The following is a 21,256-nucleotide window of genomic DNA, read 5'->3' as shown; positions in this document are numbered from 1 at the left end:
TATAATCGTGAGTCTGTTATCCGACCAGCAGCATCGAAAGAATACCGGTTAGCATAATAAACTTGTTCAGGTTGCTAAGGTAGGTAAAGTCACGTTTGCGGTCGGCACGGGTTAGTTTTATAGTTAGCCAGATAGCCGGTATTAAAACAAGTGCCAGCATGTAAATATCAAATGCGGGCGAGGTACGGCTGTGCAGGGCAACTATAACGGCAAAAGCCAGGAAAGCAGCAATTATAGGATAAAGCACCAGTTTTGCATTCCGGATGCCAAGCACAATAGGCAACGTACGGCACTCAAAAGAGGCATCCCCTTTCATGTCTTCCATATCTTTTATTACCTCGCGTATCAGTGATATAAGAAATGCAAACAAGGCATAGCCGAGTGTTATCCGGTTAAGGCTGTCGTTATAAACAGCTACCACCAGCAACATAGTAGCCGAAAGTAGGGCAATAGTGATATTGCCGATTAACGGTAGCTTTTTGAGGCGGGCCGAATAACCCCAAAGTAAAAACACAGCACCTGTATTTATCAGCCCGATAGGGATATAAAGCCAGAAGCCGATCGCTATACCCAGAAACGACAAGACAAGATGCGCAAACATAGCCCGCCTTCTCCGGATAACAGTGCCAACCACCAGGCGTTCGGGCTTATTAATGGCATCTATCTTTACATCGTAATAATCGTTAATGATATAGCCGGCAGCAGCTATAAGCACGGTAGAGAAGGTCAGTAACCCAAACGAAGGCTCAAGTACTTTTTCCCAGACAATGCCCCGCGAAAGCAGACAGGCCTGCGCCAGTGCCTGGCTCAGCACGATGAGCACAAGGTTTGGGAAACGGATGAGGTGTAAAAATGCCTTCACAGTTGGTTTATATAAAATCCGAGATAGTAAAGTTAGACCAGTAACAGCTCAGACGCAAACTTATAGTTCAGCCATAAAAAAAGCCCCTGTAAGGAGGGGCTTTTTCCGTAACTGTAAAGAAGTATATCTGGGTTAGATTCTTTTCACGTTTACAGCATTGATTCCTTTTTTGCCTTCCTGCGTGTCGAACGTTACGCGGTCGTTCTGCTGAATCTGCAGACCGTTAAGGCCTGTGATGTGCACAAAAAAATCCTCATTTGTTTCGTCTTCAGTAATGAAACCGAAACCTTTAGACTCAATAAAAAACTTTACTTTTCCTGTTTTCATAAAGAATTAATTATTGTAATAAAAATAAATTACGGTAAAGATATTAGAATTAAATATATATGCAAGTGGGTATAATAAAAAATTTGCTTAAAAATATAAGAAAAGTATAAGTAAATAGTTACCAGGTATCCTGTGTCTTCATTATCTTTTCTATAAGCTCCCTTACAGCTCCGCGGCCACCATCCCTGGTAGCGATGTAAGTACTTATCTCTTTAATATCATCGGCAGCATCGGCAGGACAGGCGCGCAGACCGCATCGCTGCATTACTTCAAAATCCGGCATGTCGTCGCCCATGTAGGCAACCGTTGCCGGATGAATGCCCTGCATGTACAGGTAATCTTCAAAAGTGTCTACTTTGTCTTCAATCCCGAGAAAGATGTCTTCGATGCCCAGGTCTTCGAGGCGGTTGCGTACGCCGGGCTCATTTTTACCGGAAATAATGGCCACCCTGTAGCCCTGGCGGATGGCATGCTTTATGGCAAAGCCGTCTTTAATGTTAAAAGCGCGCACCTGTTCCCCGTCAGCAAAAACATACAGCAATCCATCTGTCAGTACACCATCTACATCAAAAATAAAGGTGTTTATGCGGGTAAGGTCTGGTTGAGTGATCGACATAGCTCTAAAAACAAAAAAAGGTTCTCGTGAAAGAACCTTTAAATGTATAGAAAATATTTAATATTTCTGTAGGACGCTACCGTTTTTGGCTAATCCTGGTTGTCGCGCCACTCATATACCCACGCCGCCTGAATCTGCTCCAGGTGGCCTTCGTTTGCCTGCTCGCGCGTGCCCGTAAAATTCGGCAGCGAAAGCACCCAGTCAAGCAGTTCGGTAAAACGGATGCGGTATATTTTAGACTCATTAAAGTCATCGCCAAACTTTTCGTAAAGTGCCATGGCTATGTCTTCGTGGTCGCTCCACGTCATTGGTGGCTCGTAGTTCTTATTCATCATTTAAATGATTTATGGTTAAACTGCAGAAGGGTTTATCAGAAGCGTGTTGTAAACTATACAAGGCTTAAAATATAACCATCCAGCTATTGAACAATTTAGTTTAATGCCCCAGGAAATCCTGCTCCGGTATAGTTACAACAACGTCTTCGTTGCCTTGTACCACACACTGGCAGCCCAGTCTTGAGTTTATACGCGGGTCTACGGCGCGGTCAATGTAATCTTCTTCTTTATCTGAAATTTCAGGAAGGTCATCCATGCCGGCTTCAACATACACATGGCAGGTACTGCAACCGCAAACGCCGCCACAGTTATGCTGTAGTTTTATGTCGTTATTCAGCGCTACATCCAGCACCGATTCGCCTTCTACAGCGGGGTGCGTCTGGTCTGGAGAGCCGTCTGCGAACTTAAATGTTATATTTACAACTTTCATTTTTCTAATCTTGTAATGCGAGTGCAAAGTTATGAAACAAGCCTCCCGAATCAAAGTTATAACGGGTTTGTGTTTAGGCAAGGTTCGCCGGTAACTTATGTCGACTGATCAGAACTATAGTTGTTGCCTTTAGTAGCCTGAATGCCTTGTGTAAGTGCCTGGTAAATAGCCTGTAAGTGTGGCTGATGCTGTAACAGACGCAGGTGTTCATCAATTACGTTCTGGTCGTTGCGGATAGCCGGCCCTGTCTGCACTGCATACGGGTTATGATTAGCTGCCTTTTTTATAGTTTCCTGAATAAGGGGCTGCAGCAGATCGGTTGGCAGGTTAGCTTTTCGTAACAGCTCCTGGCTGATACCCAGCAGGTGGTTTGTAAAGTTACAGGCAAATACGGCTGCTAAGTGAAGTTGCTTCCGCTTACCAGAATCTACACGTTCTACCTTCTGGCTTATAGTATGCGCAAGGTGTTCCAACTGGTCTATAGTTGCTTCGGTGTTACCCTCTATCAAAATAGGAACCTGCTTCACATCTACAGGCGAATGCTTAGAGAAAGTCTGCAACGGATAAAATACGCCATAGTTTGCCCCGGCTATAGTTGACAAAACAGCTAACGGCTGAGAGCCAGACGTATGCGCAACTATAGTTTCAGGCTTTACTTTTATCTGTTCGGCTATGCCAGGTAGCGCCGCATCCGGAATAGCTATCAATACAACATCGGCAACTATAGTTGTGAGGTCTAACTCCTGCGTAGCGACTGCATTCGGCAGATGTTTAGTAAGGTCTTCGCTATGCGCTTTGTTTCGGCTATACACGGCGGTTATAGTATGCCCAGCTTTTTGCAGTGCCTGTGCCAGGTGCCACGCCACATTTCCGGCTCCAACTATAGCTATGTTCATAATTTGGAAGGATAAGTGTTCTGAAGCCAGTTTTTCAGCTCCTCAATTGGTACAACAAAGTCTTCTATATCATCACCGGGCGAGCCGATAATCGGAGTATACTCAAATCCAAGACCTTTACACAAGAGCATATAACGGCCTTTCATTATTTTAGCCGGATGCAATTCCACTACTTTACTTTTCTCAGCAAATAGTAAATTGGTTAAACCTGCACCATGTGGCGAAACTATAGCTTCCGCATCATAAAACAGCTGAACCTGGTCTTTATAGCTAAGATCTTCTGACCAGACGATTTTAAAGCCATACTTTTCCAGAACTGGTATCAGCTCCTGTTCATTTATCACACGCCGGAACCTCGCTTTCGAGCGACTCACATAAATCCGTTGCTTTGGGTTAGTTCTGATAATATTGAAGCTGTTCCAGACCCCTTCCCTAAGCCAATTGCTAACCTCAGGCGGCATATACCCGCTAAACGATGCTGTGATAAAAGACGGTAGATAAAAGTTTGAGATCTTTATCCTGTGGTGTTTGCTGATATACTTGATCCTGATATGCGGATGGTCTTTTAGTAAATATTCTAAGGTTTGTTTCTGGTATGCAGCCGCTCCTTTCCACATCAGTAAGGTTGCCGGTTCTTTAATTGTATTGGCGAGTATGTACGCTCTTGGTAAACTGTCAATAAACCAGAGCGAAATATTGTTATCAGCCCAATGGCTGTGCTGTATCGTCGTGTAAATCCCTCTCTTATAGCTATGTGGCAGCATCACGGTAAAATCACGGAACGCTTTTGATCTTGTAAGGCGGTCTACGCTTAAGCCGGATTCAACTATAAGTTTATCACCCATTTTTATAACGCCTGTGTTGCTCAGATAGGTAACATCTTTAAGCTTGTACAACGATAGTTCTTTCTGACGATGGCCCAGCGCATAATCTGATTCGAAATAATTATAAGAAGCTGCGCAGGTCTTTAAAAATGCTTTTTCCTGTTCCGTAAATTCTAATTCATATTCCGGAGTCAGGTTTATTTTTTGCCCTCGCCCATGCAGGTATGTGTAATAGGGGTAGTAGTTAACAACCCTCAGAGCCACATAAAAGGCGCTGTTTAATTTACGCTTTAATACCGCTATGAATCGAATCGCCATATAATGCGAATATACTACTTCTTATATAACATGAAGTTTCTATATCACTTATGAAAGCATTGTAACTATAAAACAGAAAGCAGGCCTGAAACAAGCCTGCTTTCTGTTTTATAGTTCGCTATTTAGTCTATGCTACGCCACCTGTGCTTTCTCAGCTTTTCTGGCATGTTTCGCTTTCGGTTTGTTACTGCTGCCACCTTCCTGGTTACGGCGGGTAATGGCCATTATAAAACCAATGGACATTACAATAGTACCGATCCAGAGAATGCTTACGAAAGGTTTCTCCATTGCTTTCAGGATGATGTAGTCCTTCTGCGTGGTGTTAACACCTATCTTAAATTCTTCTTTCGTCGGGTCTACGTTCAGGAACGTGATGCGCAGGCCAAGGTCCTCAATAATTTCAGGATAATAACCAGCCATACCTTCTTTAAAGATCAGCAGCGGATGTGCATGATAGGTTTTCTTCTCACCCATGATCTTCATATCGGCCTGTACGGCTACATCGCCTTCTTTTAAAGGTACGCCAGGTACTTCTTTAATAACTTCAACCCCGTTAAAGATGGCCACATAATCGTTCAGAATGATAGTGTCGCCCATTGTAACAGTATATTCCTGCAGCTCGCTCCATTCCTTCTCTTCGTTAGGGTCCGGCACAGAAGAAACGTGCGTGTACAGGTCCTTGGTAACAGAAGCTTTAATGTCAGGAGATGCCAGCAGACCCATGTTAGGGTTTACCTGAGCACGCGGGTAAAGTACAAAGGCTTCCTGCGTTTCGCGGTTTTTATACTCTACCTGGTAGTAAGTGTTTTCCGGAGTCGGAAGCTCCAGCGTGTCGCCTGTCTTAAAGTATAGTTTATCATTTACTTTAATATCGGCACGGGCAATAGCAGTGTACTCATCAGCTGTTCTGAAAAGAATTTCCTTGTTCACATATTCAGGCACGCCTTCTACTTCCAGGAACTGGCCGCGGTAGCTTACACTATACTTGTCCATGTCGGTAGTGGTGTTGCGCCACAGTAACACGTTATCGCGGTTAATCTCGTCCGGGAACTCACGTGAGTATAACATACCCGATGTGTTGCCGGAAATGATGTTAGAATAACCAGATGAGAACAGGATGCCCAGCAACATTAAAGCAATACCAATATGTGATACAGCTCCACCGGAGAGTGTTACTTTCTTATGCAGCAGGCTAAGGATAATGCTGAGGTTAGCGAATACCGCAAACAACGAGGTAACGAAAAGTGTAATGTAAACCGGGTTATCGAGTTTAAAGTCGAATACATCGAACTTATTAGAAAGAATGATAACAAGGCTGGCAAACAGTAACGTAAGCATTAGCGGCATGGTGATCGCATCACTAAAACTTTTCTTATCGGCTTTGCGCCACCATATCAGCTGGCCTATACCTGTAAGTACCGCTATCAGCACCCCGGCCCATAGCTGGAACTTGGTATAGTGCTCAATCTGGTCAGCAGGAAGTGCAGCATTTGACTCTATGCCAATAAAGCCCAGGAAGGAATTGTAAACCGGGATAGATGTGGTTGCAAGCACCTGGAAACCAGCAAGGCAAAGTACCGCAGCTCCTATAAAAATCCAGAATTCTCCGCTATAAGTTGTCAGCTCTTTCTCAGTTGTTGGGATGTGTTTCCATTTGTAGATCAGAAGCGCAACAGCCAGCACTGCAAAAACAGCAAGGTACGTGAACAGCTGACCGGAAAGGCCTAAGTCAGTGAAAGAGTGAACCGAGGCATTTCCTAAAATACCGCTTCGGGTCAGGAAAGTAGCATACAGGATTAGGATAAAGGACGCGATGATCAGTAAATAAGAGGCCTTAAGCCCTTGCTTGCCACGTCGGTAAGCAACCATTGTATGAATTGCGCCAACCAATACCAACCACGGGATGTACACGGCATTTTCTACAGGGTCCCAGTTCCAGTAACCACCAAAGTTAAGTGTCTCATAGGCCCAGTAAGCGCCCATAACCGTACCTATACCTAATGATACGGCAGCAAAGTGCGCCCAAGGCAGTGCAGGACGTACCCACTCGCCAAACTTATTTTTCCATAAGCCGGCCATTGCAAAGGCAAACGGAACCAGTGTAGCAGCAAAACCCAGGAACAGGGTAGGAGGGTGAATTACCATCCAGTAGTTCTGTAAAAGTGGGTTAAGGCCGGTACCATCTTCTGGTTTATAGTTCGGGTCCATGGCGAATACAGGAGTATCCGGCATAAAATCGCGCATCAGGATAAATGGTGAAGAACCGATCTTCAAATCACCGATTACCACCCCCAGGATCATAGATGTAAGGAAAAGCTGTACGAACGAGAACATGGCCATAACCGGTGCTTCCCATTCTTTGTACTTTTTACCTGTGTTCAGCAATACGATACCAAGTACTACATGCCAGAATATCCAGAGCAGGAACGAGCCTTCCTGGCCTTCCCAGAAACAGGAGATCATGAAGTGAACCGGCAGGTGATTGGATGAGTGGCTCCAGGCGTAGTAATACTCGTAACGGTGCTCGTAAATAATGTTAAACAGCGCAAATATCACTAACAATACTGCCGCAGAGTGCACATAAAAGGCGACACGGGCAAAGCGACGCCATTTGGCAATTGCTTCGGCATCTATAGAAGAACGCGAAGCCATAAAGTATGCGTAAGAAGCCACGATAGCTGCCACAAAAGCAATTATTACACTTAGGTGGCCTATATCGCCGATCAGCGTATTTATCATCTCTGATAGTTAAAAGTTTAAAGTTAAAAGTTATGAGTTGGTAATGATAAGAGTGGCACTTTTAACTCTTAACTCTCAACTCTTAACTAAATTACAAGCCTGCAGTTGTTTGCTGTACTTCTTTTTCCACGTATTTAGACGGGCATTTTAGCAGAATCTTGTCAGCTACAAACACTTCGTTCTGCATACTACCGGTAATTACAACCTGCTCCGAGCGTTCGAAGTCCTGTGGTTTCGGGTTGAAGTACACTACCTGCTGCTCCACGCGGTTGGTATCCACGAGCATAAACGAGAAGTAGTTCGGGTCTACAAGCGGGTCGTATTTCATACCAACTATATGGCCCTGGGCATCCTTTTTCAGGCGGCCTACTACGTGTACCTTCGTCTTGCTTCCATCCTCAGCCAGCTCTTTTGCCTGACCAAAATCAACGTAAGTACTGGCGTCGCCTGCAGTGGACATGATGATCATGATGGCTGCTGCGATGATAACAATACCGATGATGTGTGACTTCTTCATCTTTCGTATAAATTAGGATTTTCCGGTTTCGTTAGCCTAACACAAAAACAGGTGTATTAAATCCACTTTTGTGCAGAATTTATGCCTGCCGGGAATTATTCTTTAAATTGCTTTTCGAGTTTGCCTACCTTCCGGTCCAGCGTTATCAGGTAAATGATAAGCCCGGCCATTACCGTCAGCAACACCACTACTACTACCCATATTTTTCCATCCTGGCGCAGCGTATCGGCCATTTCTATATCCGTTTCAGCCGGGGCCGATGAATATTCTACCTGTGCCTGCTCGGGCTGGGCCTGCACTTGTGTAAGTCCTGCCAATGCGCCAATTATAAAGCAGCAGATGGCCAGTATTCTAAACAGTTTCATATAAGCGTTGTCTCAGTAATTCAAATCTTGATCTTACATTCACGATCCAGATGCCTAGCATAGTCCAGCCTAACACGGCAGGGTAAAATACCATGCGCAGGCGGCTGTCGAGGTCGTAGGTATTAAAACCCGGGTTGCCACCGTTGCCGGGGTGCAGCGAATCTGTAAGTCTTGGAAGTATAAACAGTAACGGAATTAAAGCTGCAAAGGCAAAGATGTTATACACAGCACTGATGCGGGCGCGCTGCTGCTGCTCGGCAAACGAGCTGCGCAGTACCACATAGGCGAAATAGATCAGCAGGCCAATGGCCGAGGCGTTTTGTTTCGGGTCGTTGCTCCAGTATTCGCCCCACGTAAATTTGGCCCACTCCATGCCGGTTACTATACCAAGCACACCAAACAGGATACCGACCTTGGCAGCCTCGTAGGCTATCACATCGTTTTTTATAGTTGGGTTGCGCAGGTATTTAATAGAGTAGATTACGGATATCAGCAGGATCAGGATCATGCCAAACCACATAGGCACATGGAAGTATAAATTCCGGATGGTTTCGTTAAGAATGGCCAATCTCGGAACTTCTGACAGCATACCGGCCACCACTGTAAATAGCAGCAGCAGTACAGTCAGGATTTTCCACCAATTCTTCATCATTTATAAATAGCTATTAGGTGTTAGACGCGAAGTTTCAGTTATAAGTAAGAAGCCTCGTGTTTCGTTATTTAATTCTTCTCCTGTTGTCAAAATCTTCTGCCTGAAACGCTGTGTCCTGTGTCTGTTTTACGAACGCCAAAGGTACGGGAACAAAATATAAGAAACAGTGATAACGATCATGTTTATGGCAAGCAAAGTGAGCAGTTCGTCGAGACTGGCTCCTCTGTCTAAACCATCCATCGCATTCTTCGACATTTTAATGAGCATCAGCAGCATCGGCACTATAACCGGAAAGCTGAGGATCGCCATTAATGTGCTGCTGTTTGCTGCTTTGGAGGCTATGGCCGAGATCATAGTTAACGATGTTGAAAACCCGATTGCTCCAAGTAAAAGCGAAAGCAGGAACATTGGAACATCCTGTACCGGGTTGCCCAACACAAATGCGTAGAACACAAAGCAAATGAAAGCCAGCAGCAGCATTAAAAGTGTGTTATAAACAATTTTAGCCAGTATTATGCCCTGCGGACTAACAATAGAGTAGAAGTATAGCAGCCTGCCACGGTTTTCCTGCATAAAGCTTTTGGCAATGGCATTTACGGATGTAAACAGTAAAATTATCCAAAGCAAAGCGTTCCAGATCGGGCCACTGTCGTCGGAGAACTGGCGGAGACCAAAGCTCAGGTAACACACAAAAACCGTACTGCCCACGTACAGCAACATGCCGTTAAAGGCATACTTCTGTCGCCATTCCAGGACCAGGTCTTTTTGTATCAGGTATAGTATTTCTTTCAGCAGCACTGCTTTCATTTTCCGCAAAGTTACAACACAATTATTTGGTAAAGTAGTGTTTGTTTAGATTGATGATTTGTATCACTTTGTAGGTTTTTTAGCATTTGCAGCGTGCGTAGCTCTTGCTATAGTCAGGGCTATAGTTGCTTTTTCTACTCTTTTGTCATTTTGAGTCTTCTTGAGACGCGAGTCGAAGAGCGCCAGCATAACTGTGAGGAATCTTAATCTTCTCTACCGTCATCCCTAGCGTCAGTCGAGGGATTTTATATGACTATAGTTTCTCGTTTGTCATTTCGAACAAAGTGAGAAATCTGGGTTCTATAGTTAGTTATAGTTGCAACCTGAACCAAGCCTTTCTTCTATAGTTTCTTCTAATCCTGGGAGCTTTACTTACCTATCGTTTCAATCTTGCTTTGGTGCCCTCACGGCCGGGAGGCCCCGTCTTCGGGCATCGCGCGGTGTACATTTCCTTTGCTCCTTCGTCGCAATGCCTGACGGCACCGGAAATCTACAAGGCGCTCAACCCAAAGACTGAGATCTTTCGCATAGCTACTTTTGTCTATAGTTTGAACCGGTTAAGCTTCGACCTTTATCGTGGCTGTAGTTTCGTAGGGACAGGTCGCGACCTGTCCGATAAACAGGCTGTAACTATAGAACTATAGCTCAGCTATAACTATAGCCGAGATTCCCCTCCCTGGAGGGGCAGGGGTGGGTTAAAACATCAACTATAGAACGATAACTCAAACTATAGCAAAGGCCAAAAGCTCCTTCCCCTGTTGTTAGGGGAAGGCTGGGAAGGGGTAAAACGCCAACTATAGAACTATAACCTCAACTAAAGCAGTAGCCCAATCCTAAAAATCCATTAATCTATAAATCATGGTTCAGACAATCCCTGTCCCTATCGGTCCAGCTGAGCCAGGAGACTCCACACCATTGTGAGTCACGAGCCCGGAGACTCGCACCAGCAATACGAACTATGAAACTATAACACCAACTATAACTATAGCCGGGATATCTCTCCCAAGAGCAGGGTAACGGAACCAGAATTTTTCTCCGTTGAAAAAGCAAACTACAAATCCCCTTCCGGATTGAGGCAAAGGAGCTCTTTAACAGGGGAGAATAAGGGGGTAAATGCCTGAATAAAAAAAACAGAAGCACGAACTATAGTAGCCCGTGCTTTTACCTGAAAAAATGAATCCTGACTAGAGTGGTTACTCCTTGCCTTTATCTTTGTTCTTATTTTTAGTTTTATGCTTTACTACTTTAGCATCCTGGTAGAAGATGATTTCTTCAGCGATGTTTGTGATCTGGTCGCCGACACGTTCTACTTTTTTGATGATAGAAAGCAGGGCAAGGCCTTCTTCTATGCTGTCCGGGTTAGCGCGCATGAACTCCGCAATAATAGCGTCCGATTTACGGTAGATCTTATTTAGCATTTTGTCGCGCTTAATAATAGTGCGTGCCTGCTCGCTGTTATTCGCTTTGTATGCAACCCGGCAGTCATTAAACATAGCCAGCGCTTCATCAAACATTGTTACAGCCTTCGTTATTTCTAACATTTCAGGGCTGAACTTTGCCTCTCTGTTCTGCACGTACATTGAAATACCTTCTGCCGTATCGCCGATGCGCTCCAGGTTAGCATTTATCTTGAGGGTAGCCAATACCAGACGAAGATCCACGGCAACGGGAGTGTACAGGGCCAACAGGTTTTCGCACATGCGGTCTATCTTCACATCAAAGTTGTTAACTTTTTTCCCAAGCTTCACTACTTTACTGGCAAGTTCATGGTCTGCGTTCAACATGGCTTCGCGGCCGCTCTGCAGCTGATACTCCACCAGGTCCCACATCTCCATTAGTTTAACCCGCAGGCCAGTAAGTTCAATATCTATTTGGTTCATTTAGTCTCTCGTTAGATTGATAATCAAAACATGCATGCTGTAAACTATAAAAGCTTAACCGAATCGGCCTGTAATATAGTTTTGGGTACGCTCGTGCTTCGGGCTCGTAAACATGGTTTTGGTTTTCGCAAACTCGATCAGTTCGCCCATGTAAAAGAACGCTGTCTGATCGCTTACACGGCCAGCCTGTTGCATGTTGTGTGTAACTATAACTATAGTGTAATCCTCTTTCAGTTCGTAGAGCAGCTCTTCAATTTTGGCGGTAGAGATCGGGTCCAGGGCTGAAGTTGGCTCATCCATAAGTATAACAGACGGCGAAATAGCAAGTGCACGGGCAATACAAAGGCGCTGTTGCTGACCACCCGAAAGCGCCAGTGCCGATTTATCCAGCTTGTCTTTTACCTCTTCCCATAAAGCAGTTTTTCGGAGCGATGTTTCCGCTATCTCGTTCAGAGTTTTCTTGTCTTTGATGCCTTGTATCTTCAGCCCGTATACTACGTTCTCAAACACAGTTTTCGGGAATGGGTTTGGCTTCTGGAAAACCATTCCTACCTGTTTGCGAAGTTCATCCACACGTACATCTTTCGTATAAATGTCGCGGCCATCAAGCAGAATGTCTCCTTCTACTCTAAAGCCGTCGATATAGTCGTTCATACGGTTTAGGGTGCGCAAAAACGTTGACTTACCACAACCCGATGGACCAATAAAAGCCGTAACAGCTTTTTCTTCCATGGCAATGTTAATGTCTTTAAGGGCGTGGAAGCTGCCATAATAGGCGTTCAGGTTACGGGCTTCCAGTTTCTGGTTTTTCTTACTCATCGTTATTTTACCACTTTACACGTTTCTGCCACTTGTGGCGAAGGTATACAGCGATTCCGTTCAAAGTAAAGGTAATAATTAAAAGTATGATAATGGCAGCAGCGGCATTTGTAGCAAAAGCAGCCTGAGGCCTTGATATCCAGTTAAATATCTGAATTGGTAATACGGTAAATTCGTCCATAGGTGAGCTTGGTGCAAACGGTACGTAAGCCAGTGCCCCGATAACTATAAGCGGGGCCGCTTCACCTACTGCCCTCGACAATGCAAGGATAACACCTGTCATAATGCCGCCAAACGAAGCCGGAAGCACCTGGAACCAGATGGTTTGCCATTTAGAGGCTCCCAACGCAAAAGAGGCGTCACGGATACTGCGTGGCACGGCTTTTATAGATTCGCGGGTGGTTACGATAATGATCGGGAGGATAAGCAGGCCCAGGGTTAGCGCCCCTGTAAGCAAACTGCCACCTAAACCAAAAACACGCCCAAAGATCTCCAGGCCCAGCAAACCATAGATAATGGAAGGTACCCCGGCAAGATTCGAAATATTTACTTCCAGGAAAGATGCCATCCTGTTCTTTTTGCCATACTCTTCCAGGTAAATGCCTGCTGAAATACCCAGCGGGAAAGCAAATAGCGATGAAAGTACCAGTATCCAGAGTGTACCGATCCAGGCGGTGTAGATACCGGCGCGGTGTGCGCGGCGAGATGGCAGGTTACGCAGGAAATCCCAGTCTATACGGCCAAGCCCATCGATCAGGATGTTGATCAGGAAAATAGCAAGCACAACCAGTCCGATCAGGGTACAGAAAATACCGAATCCCTGGAAGGCTTTGTCTTTTAGTCTGTTTAGCTCCGAGTTAGTCATATTTTTCCTGATATTTCTTTCTGATCCAGAAGCTGATGTTATTCAGCGCAAATGTAAAAATGAACAGCGTGATACCTGCCGCGAAAATAGTGCGGTACTCCAGCGAGCCATGCGGTACGTCGCCTAAGCTAACCTGCACAATGTAAGTCGTTATCGTTTCGATAGGTACCAACGGGTTGGCAGTAAGGCGCGGCTGCTGACCGGCTGCAATGGCAACAAGCATGGTTTCGCCAACCGCTCTGGAAATAGCCAGGATGATAGACACCAGAATACCCGAAGAAGCTGCCGGAACCAAAACCCCAAAAGCAGTCTGGAATTTAGTGGCTCCCATGCCATAAGCACCTTCGCGCAACGATTTCGGTACTGCACTGATAGCATCTTCACTGAGCGATGAGATCATCGGGATGATCATGATGCCCATTACCATACCTGCTGAAAGCGAGTTAAAACCAGCCAGATTAGGAATAAAGGATTGCAGGAAAGGCGTAACAACGGTAAGCGCAAAAAAACCATATACCACCGTTGGTATACTTGCCAGAATCTCCAGCATTGGTTTTATAGTTGCCCGGAAGCCAGCCGGCGCATAGGTGTTCAGGTAAATGGCTATAGTTAAACCGATGGGCAAGGCAACCGCAATAGCTATAGCTGTGGTCAGCATGGTACCGGCCACCAGCGGAAGTATACCAAAGTGCTTATCGGCAAAAAGCGGTGTCCATTGTTTATCTGTCAGAAAATCAATTATAGATACTTCTGAGAAGAATGTAAGCGACTCAGAAAGCAGTACCCAAATGATGCCGGCCGTAACGAGAATGGTAATTGCAGCCGATAGCCACAACAAACCTTCTATTATTCTTTCCTGTATTCTCATGGTTTCCGGTTAATATTATTAATGAGAAGTATTGGTTGAGTCGGTTTTGCGTTGGGTTGTGGCATTGCCTGTGTGTTTGGCTACAAAGTCTTTAAACTTCTGGTGTTCTGCCTTATATTTTTCGTCAGGTAACGGAATAAAGCCTATTTCCTGGCTCAGCTGACCTACATTTTCAAAATAAAAGTCCATAAATTCTACTACCTGTGGCTTTTTAACAGCTGGAGAGTTAACGTATAAGAACAATGCCCGAGAAAGGGGAGCGTAGGAGCCATCCTTTATAGTTTCCAGTGAAGGAAGGATAGGGCCCGTACCATTGCTTGCGTCTTCATCATCAACAGGTATGGCTTTCAGCTTATCTTTATTCTCTTCGTAGTAGGCATACCCGAAAAAGCCAAGTGCGTTAATGTCGCCGGCAACGCCCTGTACCAGTACGTTGTCGTCTTCGCTGGCTGTAAAGTCGCCGCGGCTGGCATGGCTTGTACCAACTATAGCTTCGGTAAAATAGTCGTACGTTCCGGACTCGACACCAGCACCGTAAAGATGTATTTCACGGTTTGGCCATTCCGGGCGAATCTGGTTCCAACGCTTTATTTTGTTTTGGGCAGCAGGCTCCCACATCTTTTTAAGCTCCGCAACGGTTATGTCCTTTACCCAGTCGTTTTTAGGGTTTACAACTATAGTTAGTCCATCATAAGCTACAGAGAGCTCAATAAAATCAAGACCATTGGCTCTGGCAGCTTTGGCTTCATCTTCTTTTATAGAGCGTGATGCATTGCTGATATCTATCTCGCCGCGCGAGAATTTCTTGAAACCACCACCCGAGCCGGACACACCTATCGTTGTGCGTACATTCGGGGCGGCGTATCTGAATTCTTCTGCAACTGCTTCGGTAATGGGATATACTGTTGAGGAGCCATCTATCGAAATGTCGCCTTTCAGGGTAAGATCCGCGTCTTCGTTATACTTAGGGCCACAGGCTGCAACCAGTAAAAGAAGTGCAGCAGCAGCCAGGTTTTTAAGTTTCAGGTGCAACATAGATACGTTTTTTCTAAGTCAGCTTTTGCTAAGTTTTATACCCGGATAATTTCAGGCTGATTTTATAATGCAAGCCTTATTTAAACTTTTGGGTTATACTACGGTAACTATAGTTTGTCGATACAAAGGGACGGAGAAAAACGCTTTTACGGAAGTGTATGGTGTTATCTTATTGTTACGCAATGTTAAGTAATTGTTAAGTTCCGGCTTAGAAACCGATTTCAAGTTGTACCCTGAACTGGTACTTCTCGCCAAGTCCGCGCTGCTCGCTTCTGGTCAGGTCGCTTTGTACTTTCAGGGCATGACCAACTATGTATTTTGAAACGCCCAGGGTATACTGGTTCTCCGCGGTTAAGCCGGTAACTTTTGTAGGCTCATAGTTGGTATAGCGGCCTGCTACTTCCCAGTTGTTCATAAAAAGATAGCCTGCCTGTATGTTAAATGCGTCTCCGGTTACAAACGTCTCTTCCACTTCGCCGGCATCATTTACCAGCACAACAGGTCCGTCCGGCGCTCTTCTGGCAGCATATTCTGCCATAGCTGAAAAGCCTCTGTACTTAAACATAGCATCTAAAAACAAGGTGTTCAGGTCGCGCTCGGCGCCCAGGAAATCGCCAAGCTGGCCCTGCTCCCGCGATGCTCTGTCGTTAAAATCATAAGCTGCGGCAAGGGCCAGTTTAGGAGTTGGCTCGCGGTAAATGTCGCTTCCTACATAGTCACCTTCTCCTTCAAAAGCACCCATAGGCAAAATCTCGAAACGGCCGGTATAGTCATAACCCCCAGAATGGTTCACAGTAATATTGCGGCCATCGCCGGTGGAAATAGAAGCGATCTCACGCAGAACAACCTGACCTACCTGGTGCTCGTGATGAAGCTGCAGACCGGTATCGCGGTCCAGGGTAAAGCGGGAGTTTAGTAAGCTGCGGTCCACGAACTGCATTTTCTGAGAGGAGATGATCCGTTCGCGGTTGCCGGGTAATTTTGTCTGGCCTACATATAGTTGCAAACCGGGTGTTATTTCCCATTTAGCCACAGCATCTAATACAATGTTGCTGGCGTTATTATTCTGGCTGCCCATATTGCCTCCGATGTCGTTGTTGCTCAGGCCAAGCTCTATTTTATATTCCAGCTTTGGGCTGTAAGCAAAACCTTCGAGTTTAAGACGGGCTCTGCGGATAACGAAACGATCTTCCCACTGCTCGGTAACAGGCGTATAGCCGCCCTGGTAAAGCACCTGAAAACGAGCGCCTAGTTTTACGCTGAAAGAAGAGTCTGCTGCAACAAACTGCAGGCCTTTGCCAAGTTTAGATTCGTTTATAGTCTGGGCATTTGCACTGCCAACTGAGGCAACTATAGCTGTGCTTAGTAAAAATAGGAAGGTACGGGAATGGGTAATCACGGTACTTTGGTTTAAGGTGAGAATTAATCCTGGGGTCGTGAAACTATAAAATATAACAGCATAGCCCAAAAGCTATGTCCGAATTTTAGATAATCAGCTACGGCAGTTAGTCAGACTGCTATAATCCGGTTACTAAATCACGATGCAAAATAACTGCCTGTATATTACTCGAAAGTTACGCCAATGTTAAATTCATGTTATTGTTTTGCTGTTGCTCTAAAACTACCAGGGGATGATTACCAGTGATTTAGCCTGTTTTGGATGATCTCTCACTGGTGCTTTTAATTTCTTTCAGGAACTGATGTAATGTATAGTTAACATGGAATTAACCCGTGCTTAACATCTGAAATCAAAGGTTAATGCTAACATAATTTCCCCTTAAACTTCAGGTAAAACTGCCTCTCTACTTTTGCAGCGAGACTAAACAACAGTACATCGCTATGAAGTTTTTACTTACCATTCTCACCACGGTTTTAACTATAAATTTTGCCGTTGCACAACAGGGCACACTAAAAGGCAACGTAACCGACAAAGCAACCGGCGAAGCCGTAATAGGCGCCGTCGTATTTATTAAAGGCACAGCCAAAGGCACCAGCACCGACTACGAAGGCAACTATAGTTTAACACTGGACCAGGGCACACACACCGTAGCAGTAACCTTCCTTTCTTATAAGCCATCCGAAAACCCGGGCGTAACTATAAAGCCAGGCCAGCCAACCACACTTAATATACAGCTCGAAGATAACAGCACCGAGCTGAACGTGGTAGAAGTGGTAGCCACCCGCCAGACCAACACCGACCTTGCCCTGATGCAGGACCTGAGACAAAGCGAGATTGTAGTGAGCGGCGTGTCGGGGGAGCAGATAGCCAAATCGTTGGACAGAGATGCGGCTGCGGTGGTAAGGCGCATACCGGGCGTAACCGTAATGAACGACAAATACATTATGATACGCGGCCTGAGCGAGCGCTACAACACGGTAATGCTTAACGACGCACTTGCACCAAGTACAGAACCGGATTCCAGGGCTTTCTCTTTCGATATTCTTCCAACAAGTGTTCTGGACCGGATCCTTGTGTTTAAATCTGGGTCGCCGGAGTTGCCGGGTGAGTTTGGCGGTGGCGTAATAAAAGTATACACCAAGAACTTCGCCAGCGAGAATACAACCAGCTTTGGCATAACGGGCGGCTACCGCAGCGGTACCACTTTTAAAACTATAAACACACAGCAGGGCAGCAATACCGATTTCCTGGGGTTTGATACTAATACCAGAGCGTTACCAACTTCTTTCCCATCGCACTTAAATAATGTTGGTGGCGAAAGTTTAATAACAGCAGCCAAACAACTAAAGAACGACTGGGCATTTAATACCAAATCTGCTGCACCGGACCTTCGCCTTTCGTTTGGGCTTACCCGCCGCTTTTTTGTAGGCAACACCGAAGCCAGCAACCTCACAGCTTTAAGTTACAGCAATACCAGCCAGCTGCAAAACGTAAACCGCTACCGCTATACTTACAACGAAGCCGAACAGAAGACCAACCTGATAGAATATAGTTACAGCGACACCGAATCGAGCCGGAACGCGCGGGTAGGACTGATCAGTAACTGGGCTTTCAGGCTGAACAACAGCAACAAGATAGAATTCCGGAACCTGTTTAACCAGATGGGGCAGTCGCAGGTAATTGCGCGTACCGGCCAGGAAGTACAGGGTAAAAGTGTGGATGTACAGAACTTCTCGCAGCGCTACGAAAGCAGAACGGTTTACTCGGGCCAGTTGCAGGGCACACACGATGCCGACGACGATCGCACCACTTATACCTGGACAGCCGGCTACAACTATAGCAACCGAAACGAACCAAGCTACAAGCGCATCAGGTCGCAGCGTAACATAGATAGTAACGAGCCTTTCAGATGGGTAATTCCGCAAAACTCCGCTACCACGTTTGATGCCGGCCGATTTGATTCTGAGATGAAGGAAAACACCGTGCTGGCAAGCGGACAGATAGAGCGCAGATTTACAGCCAAAGATACGGTTGCAGAAAATCAGCCTAAACTGAGAGCCGGTTTTTATGCCGAGAACAAGAACAGGAATTTTGAAGCGCGCTGGATGTCTTACATTATCTCTGACCCAGGCCAGTTTAACAGAAACCTGCTGACATCGCCATTAGGTCAGCTGTTTACCTCCGAAAATATAAGCACCAGCGGCTTTAGCATGGCAGAAGGAACCAATCCAACCGACAGATACGATGCCTCAAGCTTGTTGGTAGCCGGTTATTTGGGCGGTAACCTTCCGGTGAATGATCAGCTTAATCTTTCGGGTGGACTGCGTGTGGAGTTTAACGAGCAGCAACTTAGCACATCTAAATATGGTGGTGGCAAAACAGAAGTAAATAACCCGATTACAAGCATACTTCCGTCGCTTAACGCAACGTACAATATTACAGACAGAACGCTGTTGCGCGGTGGCTATAGTATAAGCGTAAACCGCCCTGAGTTCAGAGAGCTGGCCCCGTTTACCTACTACGATTTTCAGCTGAATGCCGAAATAAGAGGGAACGAGAACCTGAAGACCGCCACGATACACAACACCGATCTGCGCTTCGAGTTTTACCCTAACCCTACGGAGATACTGTCGGTGGGAGTGTTTTACAAGTACTTCAAAAATCCGATCGAGATCTATAGTATACCTGCATCCGGCAACCCGATTTACCAACCAAAAAATGCCAGCAACGCACAGAGCTATGGTATCGAAACTGAGATCAGAAAATCATTCCTGAACCTGTCGAACCGCAGCCTGATACAGAACATGAGCCTGGTACTGAACGCTTCGCTGATAGAAAGTAAAGTAGACCTGGGAGCCGAATCGGAGGGACAGGAAAGAAACAGAGCCATGTACGGACAGTCGCCTTTTATAGTAAACGCCGGGTTATACTTTAACGATGAGGCACGTGACCTGCAGGTGAATATGCTTTACAACGTAATTGGCAAGCGCATTTTTACAGTAGGCGATGACCAGGCACCAACAGTTTACGAAATGCCGCGCAACGTGCTCGACCTGTCGGTAACAAAAGGTATAGGCAAGCACCTGGAGCTAAAAGCCGGTATCCAGGACCTGCTGAACCAGAAAGTAATCCTGATGCAGGACTCTAACCGCGATACAAAGATCAACTCCCAGGACGACGACTTTACCAACTATAAGCGCGGTAGCTATACTACGCTGGGCATCAACTATAAATTCTAGAAGAAAATCTTCAACCCAAAAACCTTTAACCTAAATTTTATTAACCATGAAAAAAGTAAGCACATTATTACTGCTCGCACTATTAGGTGTAGCCACGGTATCTTGTAAAGATGATGGCGACGACACTGTTACGCCTGTTGAGCAGAATAAAGAAGTGGTGGAACTGAGCGGAAGTATCACGTCTGATATGACCCTGAAAGCAGATAAGAAATACCTTTTAACCGGCTTTGTTTACGTGAAGGCGCCAGCCAAACTAACTATAGAACCGGGCACCATTATTAAAGGCGATAAAACCACTAAAGGCTCGCTTATAGTGGAGCGCGGCGCACAGATCATTGCCCGTGGCACAGCCGATAAGCCTATCGTGTTCACATCAAACGAGCCAAAAGGTTCTCGTAAAGCAGGTGATTGGGGTGGCCTGATTATACTGGGTAATGCGCCTGTAAACTTAGGTAACACTGCCGTTATTGAAGGTGGCGTAGACAGACAATATGGTGGCGATAAACCTGCTGATAACTCGGGTGTGCTGAAGTATGTGCGTGTAGAGTTTGCAGGTATTGCTTACCAGCCGGATAACGAGATAAACGGCATCACGTTTGGCGGTGTAGGCAGCGGAACAGAGATCGACTTTGTGCAGGTTTCGTTTGGTGGTGATGATGCGTTTGAGTGGTTCGGTGGTACCGTAAATGGCAAGCACCTGATCGCTTACAAAACGGTGGACGATATGTTTGACACAGACAACGGTTACTCCGGAACGATACAGTTTGCGCTTGGCATCAGCGACCCGAACGTGGCTGACGTTTCAAAGTCAAATGGTTTTGAGTCGGATAACAACAAGGCAGGCGATACGGCCACGCCAAATACACTGGCTAAATTCTCTAACGTGAGTTTATTCGGACCATTGGCTACCGCCAGCACCACTGCAGATTCAAACTATGGCAGCGGCGTTCACTTTAAAAAGAACACGAAGATTTCGGTTTACAACTCTGTAATTGCCGGTTGGCCTACTGGTATTTTCCTGGATGGATCTGCTGTAGAAGGCGGCGCTACAAAAAACGAGCTTAACTTTAAAAACAACTATGTAGTGGCAGCAACTACGCCGCTTAAAGTAGCATCAGGCAGCACATTCGATATACAGAACTGGTTCACGACCAACACAAACGTTCAGAAAGCTTCTAACGCAGACCTGAAAATCGAAGGTTCTTTCAAGCAGGCTGGCGCTCCAACATTACTTCCGGGTTCTGGTTCTGAGCTGCTGAGCGGTGCGTCATTCAGTAACCTGACTGGTTTTGAGCAGGTGCAGTTCGTAGGTGCTTTCGGTGCTAGCGACTGGACAGCGGGCTGGGCGAACTTCGACCCACAGAACACAGATTACTAATTTTCCCCCATCCCCGTTTGTGGCTGCATTGGTGAGACACTGCAGCACAGACAACCGCGGTGCGGCTTAGTCTCCCGCCCGCACG

22 protein-coding genes are annotated in these 21,256 nt (G+C 45.8%); 3 read left to right on the top strand and 19 right to left on the bottom strand.

Annotated features, from left to right (window positions below):
• Positions 1-16: 16 nt before the first annotated feature.
• The 13 genes from GSQ66_RS12780 to GSQ66_RS19055 form a co-directional block, all read right to left on the bottom strand.
• Positions 17-862 carry a geranylgeranylglycerol-phosphate geranylgeranyltransferase gene (locus GSQ66_RS12780; protein WP_238395672.1) on the bottom strand — a complete coding sequence of 282 codons (846 nt, stop codon included), beginning with the start codon at positions 860-862 and terminating at the stop codon, positions 17-19.
• A gap of 132 nt (positions 863-994) precedes the next feature.
• Complete coding sequence (locus tag GSQ66_RS12775) at positions 995-1,189, bottom strand: cold-shock protein (protein WP_162427830.1); 195 nt, start codon at positions 1,187-1,189, stop codon at positions 995-997.
• 118 nt (positions 1,190-1,307) lie between these two features.
• Positions 1,308-1,805: a KdsC family phosphatase gene (locus GSQ66_RS12770; protein ID WP_162427829.1), complete on the bottom strand. Its 498-nt coding sequence runs from the start codon at positions 1,803-1,805 to the stop codon at positions 1,308-1,310.
• A gap of 89 nt (positions 1,806-1,894) precedes the next feature.
• Positions 1,895-2,140: a Fe-S cluster assembly protein IscX gene (gene iscX, locus GSQ66_RS12765; protein WP_238395671.1), complete on the bottom strand. Its 246-nt coding sequence runs from the start codon at positions 2,138-2,140 to the stop codon at positions 1,895-1,897.
• Positions 2,141-2,240: 100 nt separating this feature from the next.
• The gene (locus GSQ66_RS12760; RefSeq protein WP_162427828.1) at positions 2,241-2,570 is read right to left on the bottom strand and encodes a 2Fe-2S iron-sulfur cluster-binding protein; all 330 of its coding nucleotides are present in this window, start codon (positions 2,568-2,570) and stop codon (positions 2,241-2,243) included.
• Between the two features lie 95 nt (positions 2,571-2,665).
• A complete protein-coding gene (locus GSQ66_RS12755; RefSeq protein ID WP_162427827.1) occupies positions 2,666-3,466 on the bottom strand; it encodes a Rossmann-like and DUF2520 domain-containing protein in 801 nt (266 codons plus the stop codon).
• A complete protein-coding gene (locus tag GSQ66_RS12750; RefSeq protein WP_162427826.1) occupies positions 3,463-4,608 on the bottom strand; it encodes a glycosyltransferase family 61 protein in 1,146 nt (381 codons plus the stop codon). Before GSQ66_RS12750 ends, GSQ66_RS12755 begins: the two co-directional genes overlap by 4 nt.
• A gap of 132 nt (positions 4,609-4,740) precedes the next feature.
• Positions 4,741-7,347: a cytochrome c biogenesis protein CcsA gene (gene ccsA / locus GSQ66_RS12745; protein WP_162427825.1), complete on the bottom strand. Its 2,607-nt coding sequence runs from the start codon at positions 7,345-7,347 to the stop codon at positions 4,741-4,743.
• 91 nt (positions 7,348-7,438) lie between these two features.
• Positions 7,439-7,864, bottom strand: a complete 426-nt coding sequence (locus GSQ66_RS12740; RefSeq protein WP_162427824.1) for a cytochrome c maturation protein CcmE domain-containing protein — start codon at positions 7,862-7,864, stop codon at positions 7,439-7,441.
• A gap of 95 nt (positions 7,865-7,959) precedes the next feature.
• Positions 7,960-8,229, bottom strand: a complete 270-nt coding sequence (locus GSQ66_RS12735; protein ID WP_317164198.1) for a CcmD family protein — start codon at positions 8,227-8,229, stop codon at positions 7,960-7,962.
• Positions 8,216-8,881, bottom strand: coding sequence for a cytochrome c biogenesis protein CcsA (gene ccsA, locus GSQ66_RS12730; protein ID WP_162427823.1), 666 nt, complete (start codon positions 8,879-8,881; stop codon positions 8,216-8,218). The genes GSQ66_RS12735 and ccsA (GSQ66_RS12730) overlap by 14 nt, the downstream gene beginning before the upstream one ends.
• A gap of 126 nt (positions 8,882-9,007) precedes the next feature.
• Entirely contained in the window at positions 9,008-9,688 is a 681-nt protein-coding gene (locus GSQ66_RS12725) for a heme exporter protein CcmB (RefSeq protein ID WP_202923346.1), read from the bottom strand.
• A gap of 63 nt (positions 9,689-9,751) precedes the next feature.
• On the bottom strand, positions 9,752-9,877 hold the full coding sequence (locus GSQ66_RS19055) for a hypothetical protein (RefSeq protein WP_262887829.1): 126 nt from the start codon (positions 9,875-9,877) through the stop codon (positions 9,752-9,754).
• A gap of 209 nt (positions 9,878-10,086) precedes the next feature.
• Between GSQ66_RS19055 and GSQ66_RS12720 the strand changes: the two genes are divergently transcribed.
• A complete protein-coding gene (locus tag GSQ66_RS12720) occupies positions 10,087-10,332 on the top strand; it encodes a hypothetical protein (protein WP_162427822.1) in 246 nt (81 codons plus the stop codon).
• 549 nt (positions 10,333-10,881) lie between these two features.
• Here GSQ66_RS12720 and phoU read toward each other — a convergent pair.
• The 6 genes from phoU to GSQ66_RS12690 all read right to left on the bottom strand — a co-directional run bounded on the left by phoU (position 10,882) and on the right by GSQ66_RS12690 (position 16,554).
• Positions 10,882-11,568, bottom strand: coding sequence for a phosphate signaling complex protein PhoU (phoU, locus tag GSQ66_RS12715; protein WP_162427821.1), 687 nt, complete (start codon positions 11,566-11,568; stop codon positions 10,882-10,884).
• Positions 11,569-11,622: 54 nt separating this feature from the next.
• A complete protein-coding gene (gene pstB, locus GSQ66_RS12710; protein ID WP_162427820.1) occupies positions 11,623-12,387 on the bottom strand; it encodes a phosphate ABC transporter ATP-binding protein PstB in 765 nt (254 codons plus the stop codon).
• Positions 12,388-12,394: 7 nt separating this feature from the next.
• Positions 12,395-13,252 (bottom strand): phosphate ABC transporter permease PstA, encoded by an 858-nt coding sequence (pstA, locus tag GSQ66_RS12705; RefSeq protein ID WP_162427819.1) that lies wholly within the window; start codon positions 13,250-13,252, stop codon positions 12,395-12,397.
• Positions 13,245-14,120, bottom strand: coding sequence for a phosphate ABC transporter permease subunit PstC (gene pstC, locus GSQ66_RS12700; protein ID WP_162427818.1), 876 nt, complete (start codon positions 14,118-14,120; stop codon positions 13,245-13,247). The genes pstA and pstC overlap by 8 nt, the downstream gene beginning before the upstream one ends.
• Positions 14,121-14,138: 18 nt before the next feature.
• Entirely contained in the window at positions 14,139-15,155 is a 1,017-nt protein-coding gene (locus tag GSQ66_RS12695; protein ID WP_162427817.1) for a PstS family phosphate ABC transporter substrate-binding protein, read from the bottom strand.
• A 208-nt stretch (positions 15,156-15,363) separates the two neighbouring features.
• On the bottom strand, positions 15,364-16,554 hold the full coding sequence (locus tag GSQ66_RS12690) for a porin (RefSeq protein ID WP_238395670.1): 1,191 nt from the start codon (positions 16,552-16,554) through the stop codon (positions 15,364-15,366).
• A 440-nt stretch (positions 16,555-16,994) separates the two neighbouring features.
• Here GSQ66_RS12690 and GSQ66_RS12685 point away from each other — a divergent pair, with 440 nt between their 5' ends.
• Positions 16,995-19,793, top strand: coding sequence for a TonB-dependent receptor (locus GSQ66_RS12685; RefSeq protein ID WP_162427816.1), 2,799 nt, complete (start codon positions 16,995-16,997; stop codon positions 19,791-19,793).
• Positions 19,794-19,839: 46 nt separating this feature from the next.
• Positions 19,840-21,171 carry a T9SS C-terminal target domain-containing protein gene (locus GSQ66_RS12680; protein WP_162427815.1) on the top strand — a complete coding sequence of 444 codons (1,332 nt, stop codon included), beginning with the start codon at positions 19,840-19,842 and terminating at the stop codon, positions 21,169-21,171.
• Positions 21,172-21,256: the final 85 nt, after the last annotated feature.

Origin of the sequence: Pontibacter pudoricolor, from assembly GCF_010092985.1 — a bacterium.
GTDB classification, from domain to species: domain Bacteria; phylum Bacteroidota; class Bacteroidia; order Cytophagales; family Hymenobacteraceae; genus Pontibacter; species Pontibacter pudoricolor.
This window is presented reverse-complemented; position numbering and strand designations above follow the sequence as displayed.